General features: G+C 61.9%; 20 protein-coding genes and 1 pseudogene. 13 read left to right on the forward strand and 8 right to left on the reverse strand.

The window, feature by feature from the left end; genetic code table 11:
- Positions 1 to 324: pseudogene (locus V7080_RS13990) on the forward strand (S-(hydroxymethyl)glutathione dehydrogenase); the annotation flags it as partial.
- 2 nt (positions 325 to 326) lie between these two features.
- Positions 327 to 1,172 (forward strand): S-formylglutathione hydrolase, encoded by an 846-nt coding sequence (fghA, locus tag V7080_RS13995; protein ID WP_334189005.1) that lies wholly within the window; start codon positions 327 to 329, stop codon positions 1,170 to 1,172.
- 18 nt (positions 1,173 to 1,190) lie between these two features.
- Here the strand turns inward: fghA and wrbA are convergent, their stop codons facing one another.
- Positions 1,191 to 1,823 (reverse strand): NAD(P)H:quinone oxidoreductase, encoded by a 633-nt coding sequence (wrbA, locus tag V7080_RS14000; RefSeq protein ID WP_334189006.1) that lies wholly within the window; start codon positions 1,821 to 1,823, stop codon positions 1,191 to 1,193.
- 191 nt (positions 1,824 to 2,014) lie between these two features.
- Here wrbA and V7080_RS14005 point away from each other — a divergent pair, with 191 nt between their 5' ends.
- The 5 genes from V7080_RS14005 to ltaE all read left to right on the forward strand — a co-directional run bounded on the left by V7080_RS14005 (position 2,015) and on the right by ltaE (position 5,985).
- Positions 2,015 to 2,788, forward strand: coding sequence for a TSUP family transporter (locus tag V7080_RS14005; RefSeq protein ID WP_334189007.1), 774 nt, complete (start codon positions 2,015 to 2,017; stop codon positions 2,786 to 2,788).
- 99 nt (positions 2,789 to 2,887) lie between these two features.
- The gene (locus V7080_RS14010; RefSeq protein WP_334189008.1) at positions 2,888 to 3,889 is read left to right on the forward strand and encodes an LLM class flavin-dependent oxidoreductase; all 1,002 of its coding nucleotides are present in this window, start codon (positions 2,888 to 2,890) and stop codon (positions 3,887 to 3,889) included.
- A gap of 21 nt (positions 3,890 to 3,910) precedes the next feature.
- Positions 3,911 to 4,153 (forward strand): hypothetical protein, encoded by a 243-nt coding sequence (locus V7080_RS14015; protein WP_334189009.1) that lies wholly within the window; start codon positions 3,911 to 3,913, stop codon positions 4,151 to 4,153.
- A 107-nt stretch (positions 4,154 to 4,260) separates the two neighbouring features.
- Entirely contained in the window at positions 4,261 to 4,827 is a 567-nt protein-coding gene (locus V7080_RS14020) for an NnrU family protein (RefSeq protein ID WP_334189010.1), read from the forward strand.
- A gap of 84 nt (positions 4,828 to 4,911) precedes the next feature.
- Positions 4,912 to 5,985, forward strand: coding sequence for a low-specificity L-threonine aldolase (gene ltaE, locus V7080_RS14025; RefSeq protein ID WP_334189011.1), 1,074 nt, complete (start codon positions 4,912 to 4,914; stop codon positions 5,983 to 5,985).
- Positions 5,986 to 5,990: 5 nt separating this feature from the next.
- On the opposite strand, the gene V7080_RS14030 is transcribed toward ltaE, so the two are convergent.
- Positions 5,991 to 7,196 carry an esterase/lipase family protein gene (locus tag V7080_RS14030; protein ID WP_334189012.1) on the reverse strand — a complete coding sequence of 402 codons (1,206 nt, stop codon included), beginning with the start codon at positions 7,194 to 7,196 and terminating at the stop codon, positions 5,991 to 5,993.
- A 156-nt stretch (positions 7,197 to 7,352) separates the two neighbouring features.
- On the opposite strand from V7080_RS14030, the gene V7080_RS14035 reads away from it, so the two are divergent.
- Positions 7,353 to 7,607 carry a DUF2061 domain-containing protein gene (locus V7080_RS14035; RefSeq protein WP_334189013.1) on the forward strand — a complete coding sequence of 85 codons (255 nt, stop codon included), beginning with the start codon at positions 7,353 to 7,355 and terminating at the stop codon, positions 7,605 to 7,607.
- Between the two features lie 27 nt (positions 7,608 to 7,634).
- On the opposite strand, the gene V7080_RS14040 is transcribed toward V7080_RS14035, so the two are convergent.
- The 4 genes from V7080_RS14040 to V7080_RS14055 all read right to left on the reverse strand — a co-directional run bounded on the left by V7080_RS14040 (position 7,635) and on the right by V7080_RS14055 (position 11,583).
- Positions 7,635 to 8,105 (reverse strand): Dps family protein, encoded by a 471-nt coding sequence (locus V7080_RS14040; protein ID WP_334189014.1) that lies wholly within the window; start codon positions 8,103 to 8,105, stop codon positions 7,635 to 7,637.
- Positions 8,106 to 8,182: 77 nt separating this feature from the next.
- Positions 8,183 to 8,596, reverse strand: a complete 414-nt coding sequence (locus tag V7080_RS14045) for a VOC family protein (protein ID WP_334189015.1) — start codon at positions 8,594 to 8,596, stop codon at positions 8,183 to 8,185.
- 45 nt (positions 8,597 to 8,641) lie between these two features.
- Entirely contained in the window at positions 8,642 to 9,028 is a 387-nt protein-coding gene (locus tag V7080_RS14050) for a DUF488 domain-containing protein (protein ID WP_334189016.1), read from the reverse strand.
- Positions 9,029 to 9,054: 26 nt separating this feature from the next.
- Entirely contained in the window at positions 9,055 to 11,583 is a 2,529-nt protein-coding gene (locus V7080_RS14055) for a penicillin-binding protein 1A (protein ID WP_334189017.1), read from the reverse strand.
- A 222-nt stretch (positions 11,584 to 11,805) separates the two neighbouring features.
- Between V7080_RS14055 and V7080_RS14060 the strand changes: the two genes are divergently transcribed.
- Genes V7080_RS14060 through V7080_RS14080 form a run of 5 tightly spaced genes read left to right on the forward strand, consistent with a single transcriptional unit; the run spans position 11,806 to position 14,361 of the window.
- Complete coding sequence (locus V7080_RS14060) at positions 11,806 to 12,195, forward strand: hypothetical protein (RefSeq protein WP_334189018.1); 390 nt, start codon at positions 11,806 to 11,808, stop codon at positions 12,193 to 12,195.
- A gap of 1 nt (position 12,196) precedes the next feature.
- The gene (locus V7080_RS14065; protein ID WP_334189019.1) at positions 12,197 to 12,457 is read left to right on the forward strand and encodes a DUF5985 family protein; all 261 of its coding nucleotides are present in this window, start codon (positions 12,197 to 12,199) and stop codon (positions 12,455 to 12,457) included.
- Positions 12,458 to 12,460: 3 nt separating this feature from the next.
- Positions 12,461 to 12,721: a DUF5985 family protein gene (locus V7080_RS14070; RefSeq protein ID WP_334189020.1), complete on the forward strand. Its 261-nt coding sequence runs from the start codon at positions 12,461 to 12,463 to the stop codon at positions 12,719 to 12,721.
- A 49-nt stretch (positions 12,722 to 12,770) separates the two neighbouring features.
- Positions 12,771 to 13,886, forward strand: a complete 1,116-nt coding sequence (locus V7080_RS14075; RefSeq protein ID WP_334189021.1) for an NAD(P)/FAD-dependent oxidoreductase — start codon at positions 12,771 to 12,773, stop codon at positions 13,884 to 13,886.
- A 46-nt stretch (positions 13,887 to 13,932) separates the two neighbouring features.
- Entirely contained in the window at positions 13,933 to 14,361 is a 429-nt protein-coding gene (locus tag V7080_RS14080) for a hypothetical protein (protein WP_334189022.1), read from the forward strand.
- 145 nt (positions 14,362 to 14,506) lie between these two features.
- Here V7080_RS14080 and V7080_RS14085 read toward each other — a convergent pair whose 3' ends face one another.
- Both V7080_RS14085 and V7080_RS14090 read right to left on the reverse strand, forming a co-directional pair.
- Complete coding sequence (locus V7080_RS14085) at positions 14,507 to 14,674, reverse strand: hypothetical protein (protein ID WP_334189023.1); 168 nt, start codon at positions 14,672 to 14,674, stop codon at positions 14,507 to 14,509.
- A 165-nt stretch (positions 14,675 to 14,839) separates the two neighbouring features.
- Positions 14,840 to 15,673 (reverse strand): class I SAM-dependent methyltransferase, encoded by an 834-nt coding sequence (locus V7080_RS14090; protein ID WP_334189024.1) that lies wholly within the window; start codon positions 15,671 to 15,673, stop codon positions 14,840 to 14,842.
- Positions 15,674 to 15,794: the final 121 nt, after the last annotated feature.

The following is a 15,794-nucleotide window of genomic DNA, read 5'->3' on the forward strand; positions in this document are numbered from 1 at the left end:
TGCATCGGCAACACCACCACCATGCGCCAGGCGCTGGAGTGCTGCCACAAGGGCTGGGGCCAGTCGGTGATCATCGGCGTGGCGGCGGCCGGGCAGGAGATCAGCACGCGGCCGTTCCAGCTCGTGACCGGGCGGGTATGGAAAGGCTCCGCCTTCGGCGGCGCGCGCGGGCGCACCGACGTGCCGAAGATCGTCGACTGGTACATGGAAGGCAAGCTCAACATCGACGACCTCATCACCCATACGCTGCCGCTCGACCGCATCAATGAGGGCTTCGACCTGATGAAGAGCGGCGAGTCGATCCGCTCCGTCGTACTGTACTGATCATGCTCGAGATCATCAGCGAACACGGCTGTTTCGGCGGCGTCCAGGCGTTCTACCGGCACGATTCCGACGAGATCGGCTTGCCTATGCGGTTCTCGGTCTATCATCCGCCGCGCGAACGCCAGCAGCTAGTGCCGGTGCTGTTCTTCCTCGCCGGGCTCACCTGCACCGAAGAAACCTTCATGATCAAGGCCGGCGCGCAACGCTTCGCCGCGCAGCACGGCATGATGCTGGTGGCGCCCGATACCAGTCCGCGCGATACCGGAATTGCAGGCGTCGATGCGGAGTGGGATTTCGGCAACGGCGCCGGCTTCTACCTCGATGCGACACAGCCGCCCTGGGACAAGCGTTTCCGGATGGAGTCCTACATCGTGCGGGAGCTGGTGCCGCTGATCCTCAATGAATTCAATGCCGACGCGGATCGGATCGGCATCTTCGGTCATTCGATGGGCGGTCATGGCGCACTGGTGCTCGCATTGCGGCATCCGGACCTGTTCCGCTCGGTGTCGGCATTTGCGCCGATCGCCGCGCCCACCCAGTGCCCGTGGGGACAGAAGGCGCTATCGCGCTACCTCGGCGATGACAGGGACCTGTGGTCGTCCCACGACGCCAGCGAACTGATGAAGCGGCTGCATGCGCCGTTTCCGCAAGGGATCCTCGTCGACCAGGGATTAAGCGACAAATTTCTGCAGGAGCAATTGCTGCCACAGGAATTCGAAACGGCCTGCGCCCATGCCAGCCAGCCGCTCACGCTGCGCCGGCATGAGGGCTATGACCACGGCTATTACTTCATCGCATCTTTCATGGAAGACCACATCGCATTTCATCGCCGCAATTTCGGCGACTGATGCCTGCAGACAAGGGGTCTACAAGCGGGATGCGCTGCCGGACGCGCGGCCCGCGAGCAGGGCAATCGTAATGGCGCCGACATGGCTGCCCTGGAAGCGCGCGATCTCCAGTTCATTCTGCGACGGCATGCGCTTGCCGTCCGGTCCGGCGATGGTGCCGGCGCCGTAGGGCGAGCCGCCGGAGATTTCATCCATGTTCGACAGCGCCTGGCAGGAATAGGGGACGCCGACGACGATCATGCCGTGATGCAGCAGCGTCGTATGCACCGAGGTGATGGTGGTTTCCTGTCCGCCATGCTGGGTCGCGGTCGAGGTGAAGACACTGCAAACCTTACCGATCAATGCACCTTTTGCCCACAGGCCGCCGGTACGATCGATGAAGTTGCGCATCTGCGCGGCCATGCTGCCGTAGCGTGTCGGCGTGCCGAAAATGATCGCGTCATATTCCGGCAGCTCCTCCACCGTCGCGATCGGCGCCTGCTGGTCGAGCTTCATGCCGGACTGCCTGGCGATATCTTCGGGAACGGTTTCGGGTACGCGCTTGATCACGACGTCGGTGCCCGCGACCGACCGCGCGCCGTCGGCGACGGCGTTCGCCATGACTTCCACGTGACCGTAGGACGAGTAATACAGGACCAGGATTTTTGCCATATCGTCTCCAATAAACATGCATGACGCCGCCGGTTGCGGCATCGCTCCGCCGCATCGAAGCAAACCGCATGCCGCGCGGCAGGCGGCACATGGAAGCGCATGTCCGTTATGCACATACGGCATAAGTTACTTCCCTGCATTTGATACGATGGCTGCCGCCCTGCTTCTTCAAAACCACATTTGGAATCACCATGGAATTCGTGCTGTCGCCGGAAATACTTGCCGTCCTGTTCATCGCCGCCACGCTGGCCGGCTTCGTCGATGCCATCGCCGGCGGCGGCGGCCTGATCACCATCCCGGTGCTGTTGCTGGCGCAGGTGCCGCCCCTGCATACGCTGGCGACCAACAAGCTGCAGGGCAGCTTCGGTTCGCTGACCGCCACCCTGATGATGCTGCGCAAGGGGCTCATTCAGTTCGCCAATGTGAAGGTGTTATTCGTATGTTCGCTGATCGGCGCGGCGCTCGGCGCGTTTGCGGTCCAGTTCGTCAGCACCAAAACCCTGGACGTGGTGATTCCTGCGGTGCTGGTTGCCATCGCGCTCTATTTCCTGCTGGCCCCCAATGCCGGCGCACTCGACAGCCGGCCCCGCATGACCGACGGCACCTATTGCGGCACGGTGGTGCCGGCGATCGGGTTTTACGACGGCATGTTCGGCCCCGGCACCGGTTCCTTTTTCTCGATGGCCGGCGTGGCGCTGCGCGGTCAGAACCTGGTGACCGCCACCGCCAATGCCAAGGCGCTCAACTTCGCCAGCAACCTTGGTTCCCTGCTGGTATTCATTTCCGGCGGCAAGGTGCTGTGGATCGCCGGTTCGGTAATGATTGCCGGCCAGATCGTCGGCGCCTGGGGCGGCTCGCATGCGATGGTGCGCGGCGGCACCAAGCTGATCCGGCCGATGATCGTTACAGTCTGCGTCGTGATGCTGGGACGCTATCTCTGGCAAAAGGGCCTGCTGCCGTTCTGAGCGGCCGGATGGATTTCCGGATTCGGGCTATGCTTCGGTAGGCCCAGCGACGCTGGCATCGCCCTTGCAAGCCGGGCTTCTTGAGCAATCCATCCCATCATGACTTCACGCAAAGACATTCCGCTGTCGGTGCTCGACCTGTCACCGATCCAGGCCGGCGGCACGCCGGCCGACGCGCTCCATCGCACGCTCGACCTCGCCCGCCACGCCGAGCGCTGGCACTATCACCGTTACTGGCTTGCCGAACACCACGGCATGCCCGGCATCGCCAGCGCCGCCACCGCGGTGGCAATAGGCTATGTGGCCGGCGGCACCGAGCGCATCCGCGTCGGTTCCGGCGGCATCATGCTGTCCAACCATGCGCCGCTGATCATCGCCGAGCAGTTCGGCACGCTGGAATCGCTGTATCCGGGACGCATCGATCTCGGGCTGGGACGTGCGCCCGGCTCGAACCAGGCGGTGATGCGCGCGATGCGCCGCCGCATGGAGAGCGACGGCGAGGAGTTTCCCGAGCAACTGGCGGAACTCCGGGCCTTCCTTGCACCGCGGCAGGAGGGGCGTATGGTGCGGGCGATTCCGGGCGAAGGCCTCGATATCCCGATCTGGCTGCTCGGCTCCAGCGATTTCAGCGCCCGCCTCGCCGCCCGGCTCGGCCTGCCGTTCGCCTTCGCCGGCCAGTTCTCGCCGGCCTACATGCAGACCGCGCTGAGCCTGTACCGGGGAGGCTTCCAGCCGTCGCCGGTGCTGGCGAAGCCGTATGCGATGGTCGGCGTCAATGTGTTCGCCGCCGATAGCGCGGACGAGGCGCACTACCTGTCGACCTCGCAGCAGCAGATGCACCTGAACCTGCAGCGCGGCATTCCGGGACAGATGCCGCCGCCGGTGCGCAGCATGGAAGGCTTGTGGCTGCCGCACGAGAAGGCGGGCGTGGAGTCGACGCTGCGGGCCTCCATCATCGGCGATCCGCAGATGGTGAAGGAACAGCTGGAGACCTTCGCCGCATCCACCCAGGCCGATGAACTCATCATCAACAGCATGATCTACGATCATGCCGCCCGGCTGCGTTCCTACGAGATCGTTGCGCAGGCATGGCGCGGCTAGGATAATGTAGCGGGAGGCGGCATGTTCATGGTGTACTGGACCGAAGGCAGCATCGGCGAAGGCGAGGCCCCGGCCTTCAGCCGGGGCTTTTCGTCTGAGGACATGTCCGGCGCGCTGCGCTTCATGGAAGAGTTGCGCGCCCGCCAGCGCAGCGGCGAAGCGATCAGCTTCGTCACAATGTCCTCCGAAAATCCACAGTCCGTCGGCCACCCCGGCGTGGCCGATCCGGCCGCCGACTACAACTGGAAAAAACGCCGGCGATGATGCGGGCCGCGCTTGCGGCAATCGGACCGGATCGGCTCCTGCCCGGCATAGGCTGGTACTATTGGCGACACTTCGCCAAGCCAGTCCCATCCAGCAAGGAGCCCTCCATGACTCTGCTCATCCTCGGCATCGCGGTTTTCATCGGCATTCATCTGCTACCGTCTTTCGCGCCTGCGCGGCACCGGCTGATCGGCCGGATGGGCGAAGGCGGCTACAAAGGCATGTTTTCCATCGTCTCGGCGCTCGGCCTGGCCCTCATCATTTTCGGCAAGGCCTACGCCGGCTTCATTCCGGTATGGACGCCGCCCGCATGGACACGCCACCTCGCGCTTACCCTGATGCCCTTCGCTTTCATCCTGCTGATCGCGGCCTACCTGCCGTCGAACATCAAGCGGCTGACCGCCCATCCGATGCTGTGGGGCGTCACGCTCTGGGCGGCGGCGCATCTTTCCGCCAATGGCGATCTCGCCTCATTGCTGCTGTTCGGGTCGCTCGGTGCCTATGCCCTGTTCGACATGTGGTCCGCCAACCGGCGCGGCGCGGCGCCGACGTCGAAGACCTATCCGGCCAGCCGCACGATTGCCGTGGTGGCCGCCGGCCTCGTGGCCTATGCCGCGTTCCTGTTCCTTCATCCCTACCTGTTCGGCGTGCCGGTCATCGTGCCGCGCGCTTAGCGATTTATTCATTCCGCTCGGCGCCAACGCATTCTTCGCAAAGCGTCGATAATTCCGGTTTCGAATTGAAACCAGGATCCGGCAATGAGTGATTTTCGCAGTGATACCGTGACGCAACCCACCGCCGCGATGAAGCGGGCAATGATGGAAGCCCCGCTCGGCGACGATGTGTTCAACGATGACCCGACCGTGCACCGCCTGCAGGAAATGGCGGCCGCCATGCTCGGTTACGAGGCCGCATTGTTCGCCCCCAGCGGCACCCAGACCAACCTCATCGCCTTGATGACGCATTGCCAGCGCGGCGATGAGGCGATTGTCGGTCAGCAGTGGCACACCTACCGCTGGGAAGCCGGCGGCATGGCGGTGCTGGGATCGATCCAGCCGCAGCCGCTGGAGCATCAGCCCGACGGGACGATCGCGCTGGGCGATATCGAAAACGCCATCAAGCCCGATGACCCGCATTTTGCCCGCACGCGGCTGGTGGTGATTGAAAACACCACCGGCGGCAAGCCGCTGCCGATGACCTATATGCGCGACGTCCAGCAGCTCGCGCAGCGGCGCGGCCTGCGCAGCCATATCGACGGCGCGCGCCTGTTCAACGCGGCGGTGGCGCTGGCACAGGAAGGCGGCGGCGATCCGGTGGCCACGGCGAAGGACATGTGCCAGGGCTACGATTCGGTGTCGCTATGCCTGTCCAAGGGCCTGGGCGCGCCGATCGGCTCGTTGCTGCTGGGCTCGGCCTCCTTCATCGCGCAGGCGCGCCGGTTGCGCAAGATGCTGGGCGGCGGCATGCGGCAGTCGGGCATGCTGGCGGCGGCCGGCATCCATGCATTGGAGCACCATGTGCACAGGCTGGCCGACGATCATGCGAATGCCCGCCTGCTGAGCGAGGGGCTGGCGGCGATCCTCGCGGATCATCCGGTCCTGTCGGGTCGCATGGCGGTGCATGCGGACAGGACCAACATTGTTTTCACGGATGTCGATGCCGAGCTGGGGCAGGCATTTTTCGCGTACCTGGCGGCCAATGATGTGAAGGTCACGGCGGGCGACCTGCGGGTGCAGCAGCGGCTGGTTAAGCGGGTACGCTGGGTGATGCACCTCGACGTCGACAGAAAGGATGTGGAACGGGCGCTGCAGGTGGTGAGAGGGTTCCGCTGAACCGATCAATCCGCAAGCCAGCTTCGCAATTGCGTGTACACCTCCGGCCGGTTCAGCAGATCCATATGTCCCGTCCGGTACGCCACCCATTGACGGGTTGACGGCAGCGACGGCGAACGCGCCCCGTGCGCATCGATGCCGAGGGCGCTGTCGAGCGGCACCAGTCCGTCTCCCAGCATCCGGTCGCCGATGTCGCCGCTCGCCCGGCCAAGCGTCGCGGCGATCGCATAGCTGCTCACTGTCGCAGGTAGCGGCACCGCCCGCGGCGCAGGGGCCTTCGCGGCAAAGCGGTCCTGTCCCTGCCAGTCTTCGTCAAGCAGGCTGGCATGGCGCAGGTCGGTGATGCCGGCACTGCGCAGTTTGCCCAGCCGGGCGAAGGGCGCGGTATAGCGGGTCGCCTGCAGGACGGTGTCGGCCCAGCTGCCGATGCGTTCCAACGGCGCGCCGTGATGCGGCGTGCCGAGAAAAACCAGCTTCTTCAGACGACCCAGCCACGCGTGGCGTTCGGCCGCCGCGGTGTGGCAGGCGCTTCGTGTTACCAGTCCGCCCATGCTGTGGCAGACGATCACCAGTTCCTCGACGGGTTGCGGCCAGTGCGCGACCAGCCGTTCGAGCAGGCCGGCGAATGCCCGGCCGTTTTCCGAGATGTGCAAACCGGTGTTGTAGTGCAGGTAAACCGGCGTGTAGCCAAGATCGCGGGCGAGGGCGGCGCCATGGTCGTGGCCTTGTCGCCGCCATTGCAGGTCGTTCATGCACAGGCCGTGCGCCATGATGAGCAGCCTGCCATTCGCAGCGGGAAGGGCGGCTTGCAGCGCGGGCTTGTCGAGGATGAGCGGCAGGCCGGCATGGCGCAAGCGCATCGGGATGGCCAGTGCGTTGCCGGAAGCCGCCATATGGTCGCCGAGCACACCGTTCAGCGCGGCCAGCACCGCTTCCCGTTCGGGCGACGATGATCTTTCCCGGAGCAGCGGGCGTAACGGTTTGAAGGCGGCATCGATGCCGCCGGCGGTAAGCCGTGTAACGCCGCGCACGCTGCGATACACGAAACCGCTGATGCCGTTGAGGCGGGCTGTGCTTTCCGCTGCCCGGAGGCCGGGATGCAGGATGGCGTAATGCATCGCTTCGACGATGTCGGTAACGCCCAGTGTCGCATCGGTGGCCAGCCTGGCGAGAGCATGCAGGTCGGCGGGATGGAGATGGCTTTTCGCCATGGAAAGTCCTTTACGGGAACGGTAACCCAGTCTAGCGCAATAGCGTTGACCTATAAATTCACTTGAATATATTAATTTGAACTATTAAATGAGAATAATTACTATTCAGTGCATGGATTGCCGTATCGATCCGGGAAGATCAACAAGGAGAGAAGAATGGTTACCGCAGCGAAAACAACAAGCCAGATTGTCGTACATATGGGCGTGGCGTTCGCCGTCATGTATGCGTTCACCGGGTCGGTTGCGTTCGGGGGGATGGCGGCGTTGATTGAGCCTGTCTGCAACGTGGCCATCATGCCGCTGCATGAAAAATTGTGGGAAAGGATTCGTGCCCGCATTGAGGCGAAGAAGGCATCCAGGGCATCGATCCAGCCGCGCATCGGCGGAACCGACGCTGCCCAGCCGGCCTGAACGACAGGACGGCTGGGTTACGACAAATTATTTTTCCAGCAGGGAACGCAGCATCCATGCCGTTTTTTCATGGACCTGCATCCGCTGCGTCAGCAGGTCGGCGGTCGGTTCATCGCCGGCCTGGTCCACCACCTTGAAAATCGACCGCGCGGTGCGCACCACCGCTTCCTGGTCCTGCACCAGCTGCCGGATCATTTCCTGCGCATTCGGTACGCCGTCCGGTTCCTTGACGCTGCTCAGGCTGGCGAACTGCGAGTAGGTGCCGGGTGCCGGGCTGCCCAATGCACGAATCCGCTCGGCGATCAGGTCGACCGCCATCGCCAGTTCGGTGTACTGGGTCTCGAACATCAAATGCAGGGTCTGGAACATGGGTCCGGTGACGTTCCAGTGGAAGTTGTGCGTCTTCAGGTACAGCGTGTAGGTATCCGCCAGCAAGCGCGACAAACCGTCAACGATGCCGAGCCGGTCCTGCTCGGAAATGCCGATATCAATTTCCATAGTCATTGCCTCCAAAAAGTCAAAACGGGTTGAAATGCGAACAAAAATTAAACTGCCCTGATGATGCCGCGAATCGCTCATGCGTCCGGCACTGCGGACTCATCCCAAAACGCCGCTTCGATCTTGTGCCCTTCCGGGTCGCGAACGAAACAGCCGTAATAAGGTGCGCCGTAATGCGGCCGCGGTCCGGGCGCGCCGTTGTCCTGCGCACCGGCCGCCATCGCGGCGTCGTAGAAAGCGTGCACCGCTTCCCTTGATGCGGCGATGAAGCCGACATGCGTGCCGTTGCCGGTCGATGCGGGGTAGCCGTCGATCGGCGTGCCGACCCAGAATTCCGGGAACGCCTTGCCGTAGGCCACCGCGCCGGGATGTTCCATCACGCGCTTGCAGCCGAGCGTTGCCATGACCTTGTCGTAGAACGCGACCGCCCGATCGAAATCGTTGGCGCCGATCGATACGTGGGAAATGATACTCGGGTTTTCATCTGCCAATTTTTATGCTCCGGTAGAGAAGACGACGATACGCGCGTCAATATTTCAGGCCAGGGACGCGCCGCGCGCAGCCAGGAGTTCACGCAATACCGACCGGTGGCAACGGGATTCATCCTTGCAATAGCATCCGATCGCCAGATTGGTCTGGTGTGACAGCGCCGCCAGCAGATCGAGCAATTTCGCTGCATGCGGCTCCCGCATTTCCGCGCGAAACTTTCTGGTAAAGGCTTTCCACTGGCGCTCGTCCTGCATCACTTTCCACTCTTGCAGCAACGCCTGGCTCGGCGCCAGGGCAGGAAGCCAGACATCATAATAATTTCTTATCGCGTATTCGCGCTTGGGTACGCCGCGCGGCGGACGACGGACCGTACCCAGGCGCAACCCTTCGCCGTCATGGCGTTCGGTGCCGAGCCGGATGATTGCAATTGCCACTGCGATATCCGCCGGGGCGATGGACATCACCAGACATTGATATCGGCCTGGCTCGGCATTCTTCCTGACCCTGTCCCGCTGTCGTCGGGTCCACCGGCATTGTCGCTGCCACTACTTACGCCGCCGCTGCTGGTGCCGCCGGATGCGTCCGTCACGGGTTCGCGGTTCAGGTTGCCTGTCATGCGGCCGGATTCGTCAACGGTAATCAGCGGCGGCAATGCGCCGGCCTGCCGTTCAGGCTGCACGCTTCCCTGCACCACGCCATCCGGCCCGATCATCACGGTTTCGCCGTTGCGGTTGATCACACCGTAACCGGACGGCACTTGCTCACCCTGCGTGATCTGATTCAGCCATTCATCCGTCGGCGTTTGCACCATCAGTGGCGGCGGCCGGTTCGGGCTGGGGAATTTTGCCTTGGCGTTGATCATTTTCGACTTCATCATGCCGCGGAAAAAGTCGCCGACCAGCATGATCGCGTTGTGCCCTCCCTGGCCCCAGTGATCGCTGCGCATCGTCACGCGGGAATCATTGAAGCCGACCCAGGCGCCGGCCACCAGGTTGGGATGCATCAGGATGAACCAGCCGTCGGTATTGTTCTGGGTCGTGCCGGTCTTGCCGGCGAGATCGCCGACGACGCCGAAGTTGGTTTTCACCGCCTGACCGGTGCCTTGCCTGACCACGCCGCGCATCATGTCGATCAACTCGATCGCGGTTTCCTCCGACATGGCCGGTTTCCCTTCCGGCACGAACTCCGCCAGCACGCGGCCGGAACGATCGGTGATGCGCCGGATAAACAATGGCTCATGGTATTGCCCCACCTGCGCAATCGTCGAATACGCCGATACCATTTCGAGCAGGGTCACCGGGCTGGTGCCGAGTGCCAGGGACGGCACCTTGTGCAGCGGGCTGCGATTGACGCCGGATGCGCGCGCGAGCGCCGCGATGTTGTCCAGCCCGACGTCCTGCATCAGTTGCGCGGTGATGGTGTTCTTCGACAGGATCAGGCCTTCGCGGATCGTCATCATGCGCCCGCTCGGACCGGACATGTCGGTCGGCCGCCATACACTGCCGTCCACCGAGCGGATTTCCACCTTGCCGTCGAAGTACATGCGCTCCGGGACCATGCCTGCCTCGAGCGCGGCGCCATACACGAACGGCTTGAAGGTCGACCCTGGCTGACGCGCCGCCTGCGCCACGTGATCGAACTGGTCGGTCTGGAAATCGCGGCTGCCGACCCATGCCTTGACTTCACCGCTTCCCGGGTCCATTGCGACGAAACCGGCTTCCAGGCGGGTCTTGACCGCACGCAACCGGTCCATGAAATCCTTGTTTTCCGTCAGCTTCGCGAGTACTGCCTTCTCTTCCTGGCCGCCCGCGACCGCTTTGCGGTACTCGGCGCTTTCGCGGATGAAGGCATCAAGCAGGTCGGGACGCTCGGTCCAGAAATGGCTGAAGGGCTCCACCTTCTTGCGCAATGCGGCATAGGCCTTCGCCGAATGGGAGGCGACCCGCGGCGAACTCCGTCCCCACTCCACATCGGCAATCTGCTGCAGCACCTCGGCCTGGCGATCGACCGCTTCGGTGGCGGCCTGCTGCAACTGATCATCCAGCGTGCTGTGAACGATCAGGCCATCTGCATAGATGTTGTAGTCGTTCTTGTCGGCCCATTCGATCAGCCACTTGCGCACGTGGGCGGCGAAGTGCGGCGCCGATCCGAGCGGATCAGGCTGGCGGTGCAGTTGCACCTGCAGCGGTTCGTCGCGCAGCGTCTCGAATTCCTCCTGCCGCAGCACGCCGCGTTTCACCATCTGCGCCAGCACCACGTTGCGACGCTTCTGCGCGCGTTCCGGATTGAGGATCGGGTTGTAATAGCTAGTGCCCTTGAGCATGCCGATCAGGGTCGCGCTTTCCAGCACGTCGAGTTCGGTGGCGGATTTGTCGTAGTAGGTGCGCGCCGCCATTTCGATGCCGAGTACGCTGTACAGGAACGGGACGGTATTGAGATAGGTCTCGAGGATTTCATCCTTGGTGTACGTACGTTCGATCTTGAGCGCGGTGATGATTTCCTTGAGCTTGCGTTCGATCGTGCGCGAGCGTCCGATTTCCTCCGGAAACATATTGCGCACCAATTGCTGGGTGATGGTGGAGCCGCCCTGGGCGTCACCGCCGAGCGTGTGAAAGACCGCGGAAACAATGCGTTGCAGATCGATGCCCTGGTGTTCGTAGAAGCGATGGTCCTCGGTTGCAACCAACGCGTCCACGACATGCGGCGACACCTGCGACAGCGCCACCCTTTCCTGATAGCCTTGGCTGAACACCGCCAGTTGCGTGCCGTTTGCCGAGAACAGCACGCTGGGCTCCGCAATGCGGGCATCAAGAAGGTCCTCGATACTCGGCGTTTTTGGAATGATGGAGGCAATATAGAATCCGATCGCGGTCATCGCGGCGATCGTCAGCAACAGCATGCCGGCGAAGGAAATCAGGAAGTAGCGCTTGAAACGGGATGGGCGTGACGATGGCCTGGGCGGCCGCCCGGCGGGGTTATGCTTGTCCACAATCGGATCTCTTCTGGTTTTAAGTGGAAATTGGACCCCCGTCCCCGACTTTGGTTTTATTCGCAATACATGATTCGCGGCTGTCCTGTACACGACATGCACGAGACATGATGCAGATTAAGATTCCTTTCGGAAATTGTGGATGGCGGCCTAACTGACTGGACAGCAAGGAGCCTGCTCAGTAATATGCCCTGTTAATTTATATTTGTTCAGGGGAAATTTATGTATCGGGACATCATTCCCGACACGATAAGGCGCTTCATCCTGACCAGCATCAACAGCGTGCCCTACCTGGAAGCCATGTTGCTGCTGCGTAGTGCGCCTGACCTATGGTGGGATGGCAAGAAGGTCGCACAGCGCCTCTACATGCCGGAGAAGGCAGCCGAAGCGCTGCTTGAAGAGCTGCATGCCGCGGGCCTCCTCGCGGTCGCCGAAGACGGATCCCACTCCTATCGCTATAACCCTGTTACCGATGAGCTGCGGCAGATCATCGACGAACTCGCCGACACCTACGCCAAGCACCTGGTCGAAGTCACTCATCTCATCCATTCGAAAACCAGCAAGAAGGCGCAGCAATTCGCCGATGCATTCAAATTGCGAAAGGATTCCTGACATGGCATCTATCATCTACGGATTGTGTGCATTGACCGCGATGACTTGCACCTGGCTGCTGCTGAGCACCTACAGGAAGACCGGTTACCGGTTGCTGTTCTGGAGCGGCCTGTGTTTTGCAGGACTGTCGATCAACAATATTCTGCTGATATTCGACAGGATTGTATTTACCACCTCGGTGGATCTGTCCACATGGCGGCTGCTGTCGGCGCTGATCGCGCTGCTGCCATTGCTGTACGGACTGATCTGGGAGGAGGAATAAGCTATGAATGACATTCTCCTCGGCGCAATCGCGATGGCCTCGATGGTGGCCGCGCTGTTCTTCCTGCGATTCTGGCGCAGCACGCGCGACCGCTTCTTCCTTTTCTTTGCACTTTCCTTCCTGATCGAAGGCCTGAACCGCGTACTTCTTGTCCCGAATTCGATCTCTTCCGAGGATGTGCCGGAATATTATCTGGTGCGCCTGCTGTCCTATGCACTGATCCTGTTCGCCATCTGGGACAAGAACAGGCCCCGCAAGAAATAATCCGTAGCGCCAAGCCGCAGGAACATGGCGCTGTCATGAATGAGGCGCAATGCTGAGTTTTTGGGAACAGGATGCCATGCTTGCCGCCGACCTGATCGTCATCGGCGGTGGCTTGATCGGTCTGCAGACCGCGCTCGAATACCGCTCCCGCCGGCCGCACGAGAGCATTAAGGTGCTGGAACGCGGCCTGTTGCCTTCCGGCGCATCCAGCCGCAACGCCGGCTTTGCCTGTTTCGGCAGCCTCACTGAAATTATTCACGATATCGATGCCATCGGGCTGGACGCGACGCTGCTCCTTGTCCAGCGCCGGCGCGAAGGACTTGCCCGGATGCGCCGGCGGCTCGGCGACGACGCGATTGCGTATGAACATGCCGGCGGTTTTGAACTGCTGACAGACGCCGGCCTGGCTGCGCTGGAGCGATTGGATGAAGTCAATCGTGCGTTGCATCCCCTGTTCGGTGCCGAGGTGTTTTCGGTGGATGACGCCGGCCTGAAAGCAAGCGGCTTCGGTCCTCGGGCAAGGGTTTTGATCCGCAATCCGTTCGAAGGCCAATTGCATGCCGGCAAGATGATGCGCGCACTGGCGAAACTCGCCGGCGAGCAGTGCATCGAGATCCATACCGGAATCGATGTCGGCGGCCTGGAGCCGGGCCATGGCACCGTGCACGTGCGAACCCGTTCGGGCATGGCATTCGAAGCAGCACGGGTGGCGATATGCACCAATGCGCTGGCCGCCGATCTGTTGCCGGACAGCGGCATCGCGCCTGGCCGCGGCCAGGTACTGCTGACTGAGCCGGTGCCCGGGCTGCCATGGCGCGGCGCCCATCATATCGACCAGGGCTTCTATTATTTCCGCAATGTCGGCGACCGGGTATTGCTTGGAGGCGGTCGCCATCTCGACTTTGCCGGCGAGGCCACCGGCGAGCTTGTCACGACAGCGGCGATCCAGTCCGCGCTTGAACGGTTGTTGCACGAAGTCATACTGCCGGGCCGCAATGCTTGCATTACCCATAGATGGGCAGGCATCATGGGATTTAGTACAGGCAAGCAACCGATCGTGCGCCGCATCGGGCAAGGGATGGTTCTCGGTTTCGGCTGCAACGGCATGGGTGTTGCGCTGGGAGCGGACATCGCCGCCGAGACCGCCGGACTGCTGCTGCAGTAGCCTGTCCCGACGTGGGAAGCACCATCTCTACCGGCCGACCCGAACGATGACTTTCTCCCTATCCTGCTATTACCTCGACGAACCGCTGAACGGCGCCGAGCTGCAGTTCGTCACGCAAACCCTGATCGGGCCGTTCGCCCGATTCAAGACCGGGGCGGCCTCGCTGATCCAGCGTCGGGTACCCGCCGTGCTGCCGGCGCCGGATGCCAATGGCTTGTATGCGGAAGACCGTGAACAGCGGGCGGAGCGGATCCGCAAAAACCTGCGCCATGCCGGCATCCGGGGCGATTTCGGCAGGCAGGTGGCATGGGTCATGCCGCAGGACAGCGACTGGGATGCCATTTTCCAGTTCGCGATCCGCGAAGAAACCCTGTTCGCACCGTTCGTGGTGCAGCGCTGGTTTATTGAAAAAGGCAAGCCGGTGCGAGGCCCGGCCCGAGTGGTCGATACACAGCTTCTGCTGCAGGGCTTGTAAGGCCCGGCGATTGACGCTTACTGCTGCCGCTTCTTTTCTTCCTTCTTCACTTTCTTCGCGGCTTTCTTTTCCTTGACCGTTTTCACCGGTTCCTTCTTGACTGCTTTCTTTGCGTCCTGGTTCTTGCCCATGATGCTGACTCCTTTTACGTCTGCGAATCCGGTTGCGGCGCGGTGCGGATGCCGTCCGTTGCTACCGATTCCGGCTCTGATTGATCGGTCTTTGCCGCCTTCTGCAGTTGCTTTTCCTGCTTTTTCTGCTTCTTGGCGATTTCTTTCTGGCGCTTCTCGAACGCGTAATTCGGTTTTGCCATAGGGGCTCCTGGTTAAGTTCGATAAAGGCGGACCGGCAACTGCTCCGGGACGATGATGTGCGTGGGGCGCGGCATGTTGATCACCCCTTTGCTTGGAGTGCCGAAATGCCGGACTGTTTCCGCATCATGCCACAACGGCATGGCGGACGACGCCGGAGGCCGTTTCTAGGCGGCCGGGGCAAAAAACCGTTGTTCCATCTCGTCGAGCCCCAGCGTATGCAGGACTTCGCGCAGGCGTTCGCTGGGACGATTGCGCGGAAGGTTCTTGTAGCTGGCAATGATTAATTCATTTTTCATCGAATGTTCCCAGCCGACGAGCTCGGTCACGCTGACCTGGTAGCCATGCGCTTCCAGCTGCAGGCAGCGCAGCACGTTGGTGACCTGGCTGCCGAATTCGCGGGTATGCAGCGGATGGCGCCAGATTTCGGTCAGCGCATCGCGGCCGATCGCCTTGCCCTTGTTTTTCTTCAGTATCGTCGCCACTTCCGCCTGGCAACAAGGCACGAGAACGATGTATTTCGCTTCCTTGGCGAGGGCGAAGCGAATCGCATCGTCGGTTGCGGTATTGCAAGCATGCAACGCGGTAACGATATCGACTTTCGGCGGCAGCAGCGCGGACTCGATCGATTCCGCGACCGACAGATTGAGGAACGACATGCCGGGGAAATTCAGCTGCTTCGCCAGCTCCTGCGATTTGCGCACCAGTTCATCACGTGTTTCGATGCCGTAGATGTGCGATTGATCGTTCAGCGTCTTGAAGAACAGGTCGTACAGGATGAAGCCCAGATAGGATTTGCCTGCGCCATGGTCGACCAGCCGTATGCCCTTGCCGGCAGCCTGGATGTCCTGCAGCAGCGGCTCGATGAACTGGTACAGGTGATAGACCTGCTTGAGCTTGCGGCGGCTGTCCTGGTTCATCTTGCCGTCGCGCGTCAGGATATGCAGCGCCTTGAGCAGCTCAATCGACTGGCCTGGCTTGATTTCGGGATATTCGTTCATGAAAATCGTTTCTTGATGGCATCGCGCGAATGGGATGTTGCGACGATGCGAAGCGCGGATAGGTGGATTGATTTTATCCTAAGCGCCGTAGAAAAAAGCCCCGCGAGGCCTGGGCCTGCGG

The sequence above is a fragment of the Noviherbaspirillum sp. genome (assembly GCF_036846085.1).
In the GTDB taxonomy this organism is placed as follows: domain Bacteria; phylum Pseudomonadota; class Gammaproteobacteria; order Burkholderiales; family Burkholderiaceae_D; genus Noviherbaspirillum.

Coding starts and splice junctions, on each gene's coding strand:
- V7080_RS14065 (WP_334189019.1), top strand. CDS start 12,197: ATGGCATCTATCATCTACGGATTGTGTGCATTGACCGCGATGACTTGC.
- wrbA (WP_334189006.1), bottom strand. CDS start 1,823: ATGGCAAAAATCCTGGTCCTGTATTACTCGTCCTACGGTCACGTGGAA.
- V7080_RS14035 (WP_334189013.1), top strand. CDS start 7,353: ATGGTTACCGCAGCGAAAACAACAAGCCAGATTGTCGTACATATGGGC.
- V7080_RS14040 (WP_334189014.1), bottom strand. CDS start 8,105: ATGGAAATTGATATCGGCATTTCCGAGCAGGACCGGCTCGGCATCGTT.
- V7080_RS14075 (WP_334189021.1), top strand. CDS start 12,771: ATGCTGAGTTTTTGGGAACAGGATGCCATGCTTGCCGCCGACCTGATC.
- V7080_RS14020 (WP_334189010.1), top strand. CDS start 4,261: ATGACTCTGCTCATCCTCGGCATCGCGGTTTTCATCGGCATTCATCTG.
- fghA (WP_334189005.1), top strand. CDS start 327: ATGCTCGAGATCATCAGCGAACACGGCTGTTTCGGCGGCGTCCAGGCG.
- V7080_RS14090 (WP_334189024.1), bottom strand. CDS start 15,673: ATGAACGAATATCCCGAAATCAAGCCAGGCCAGTCGATTGAGCTGCTC.
- V7080_RS14010 (WP_334189008.1), top strand. CDS start 2,888: ATGACTTCACGCAAAGACATTCCGCTGTCGGTGCTCGACCTGTCACCG.
- V7080_RS14085 (WP_334189023.1), bottom strand. CDS start 14,674: ATGGCAAAACCGAATTACGCGTTCGAGAAGCGCCAGAAAGAAATCGCC.
- V7080_RS14005 (WP_334189007.1), top strand. CDS start 2,015: ATGGAATTCGTGCTGTCGCCGGAAATACTTGCCGTCCTGTTCATCGCC.
- V7080_RS14080 (WP_334189022.1), top strand. CDS start 13,933: ATGACTTTCTCCCTATCCTGCTATTACCTCGACGAACCGCTGAACGGC.
- V7080_RS14030 (WP_334189012.1), bottom strand. CDS start 7,196: ATGGCGAAAAGCCATCTCCATCCCGCCGACCTGCATGCTCTCGCCAGG.
- V7080_RS14060 (WP_334189018.1), top strand. CDS start 11,806: ATGTATCGGGACATCATTCCCGACACGATAAGGCGCTTCATCCTGACC.
- V7080_RS14015 (WP_334189009.1), top strand. CDS start 3,911: ATGTTCATGGTGTACTGGACCGAAGGCAGCATCGGCGAAGGCGAGGCC.
- ltaE (WP_334189011.1), top strand. CDS start 4,912: ATGAGTGATTTTCGCAGTGATACCGTGACGCAACCCACCGCCGCGATG.
- V7080_RS14070 (WP_334189020.1), top strand. CDS start 12,461: ATGAATGACATTCTCCTCGGCGCAATCGCGATGGCCTCGATGGTGGCC.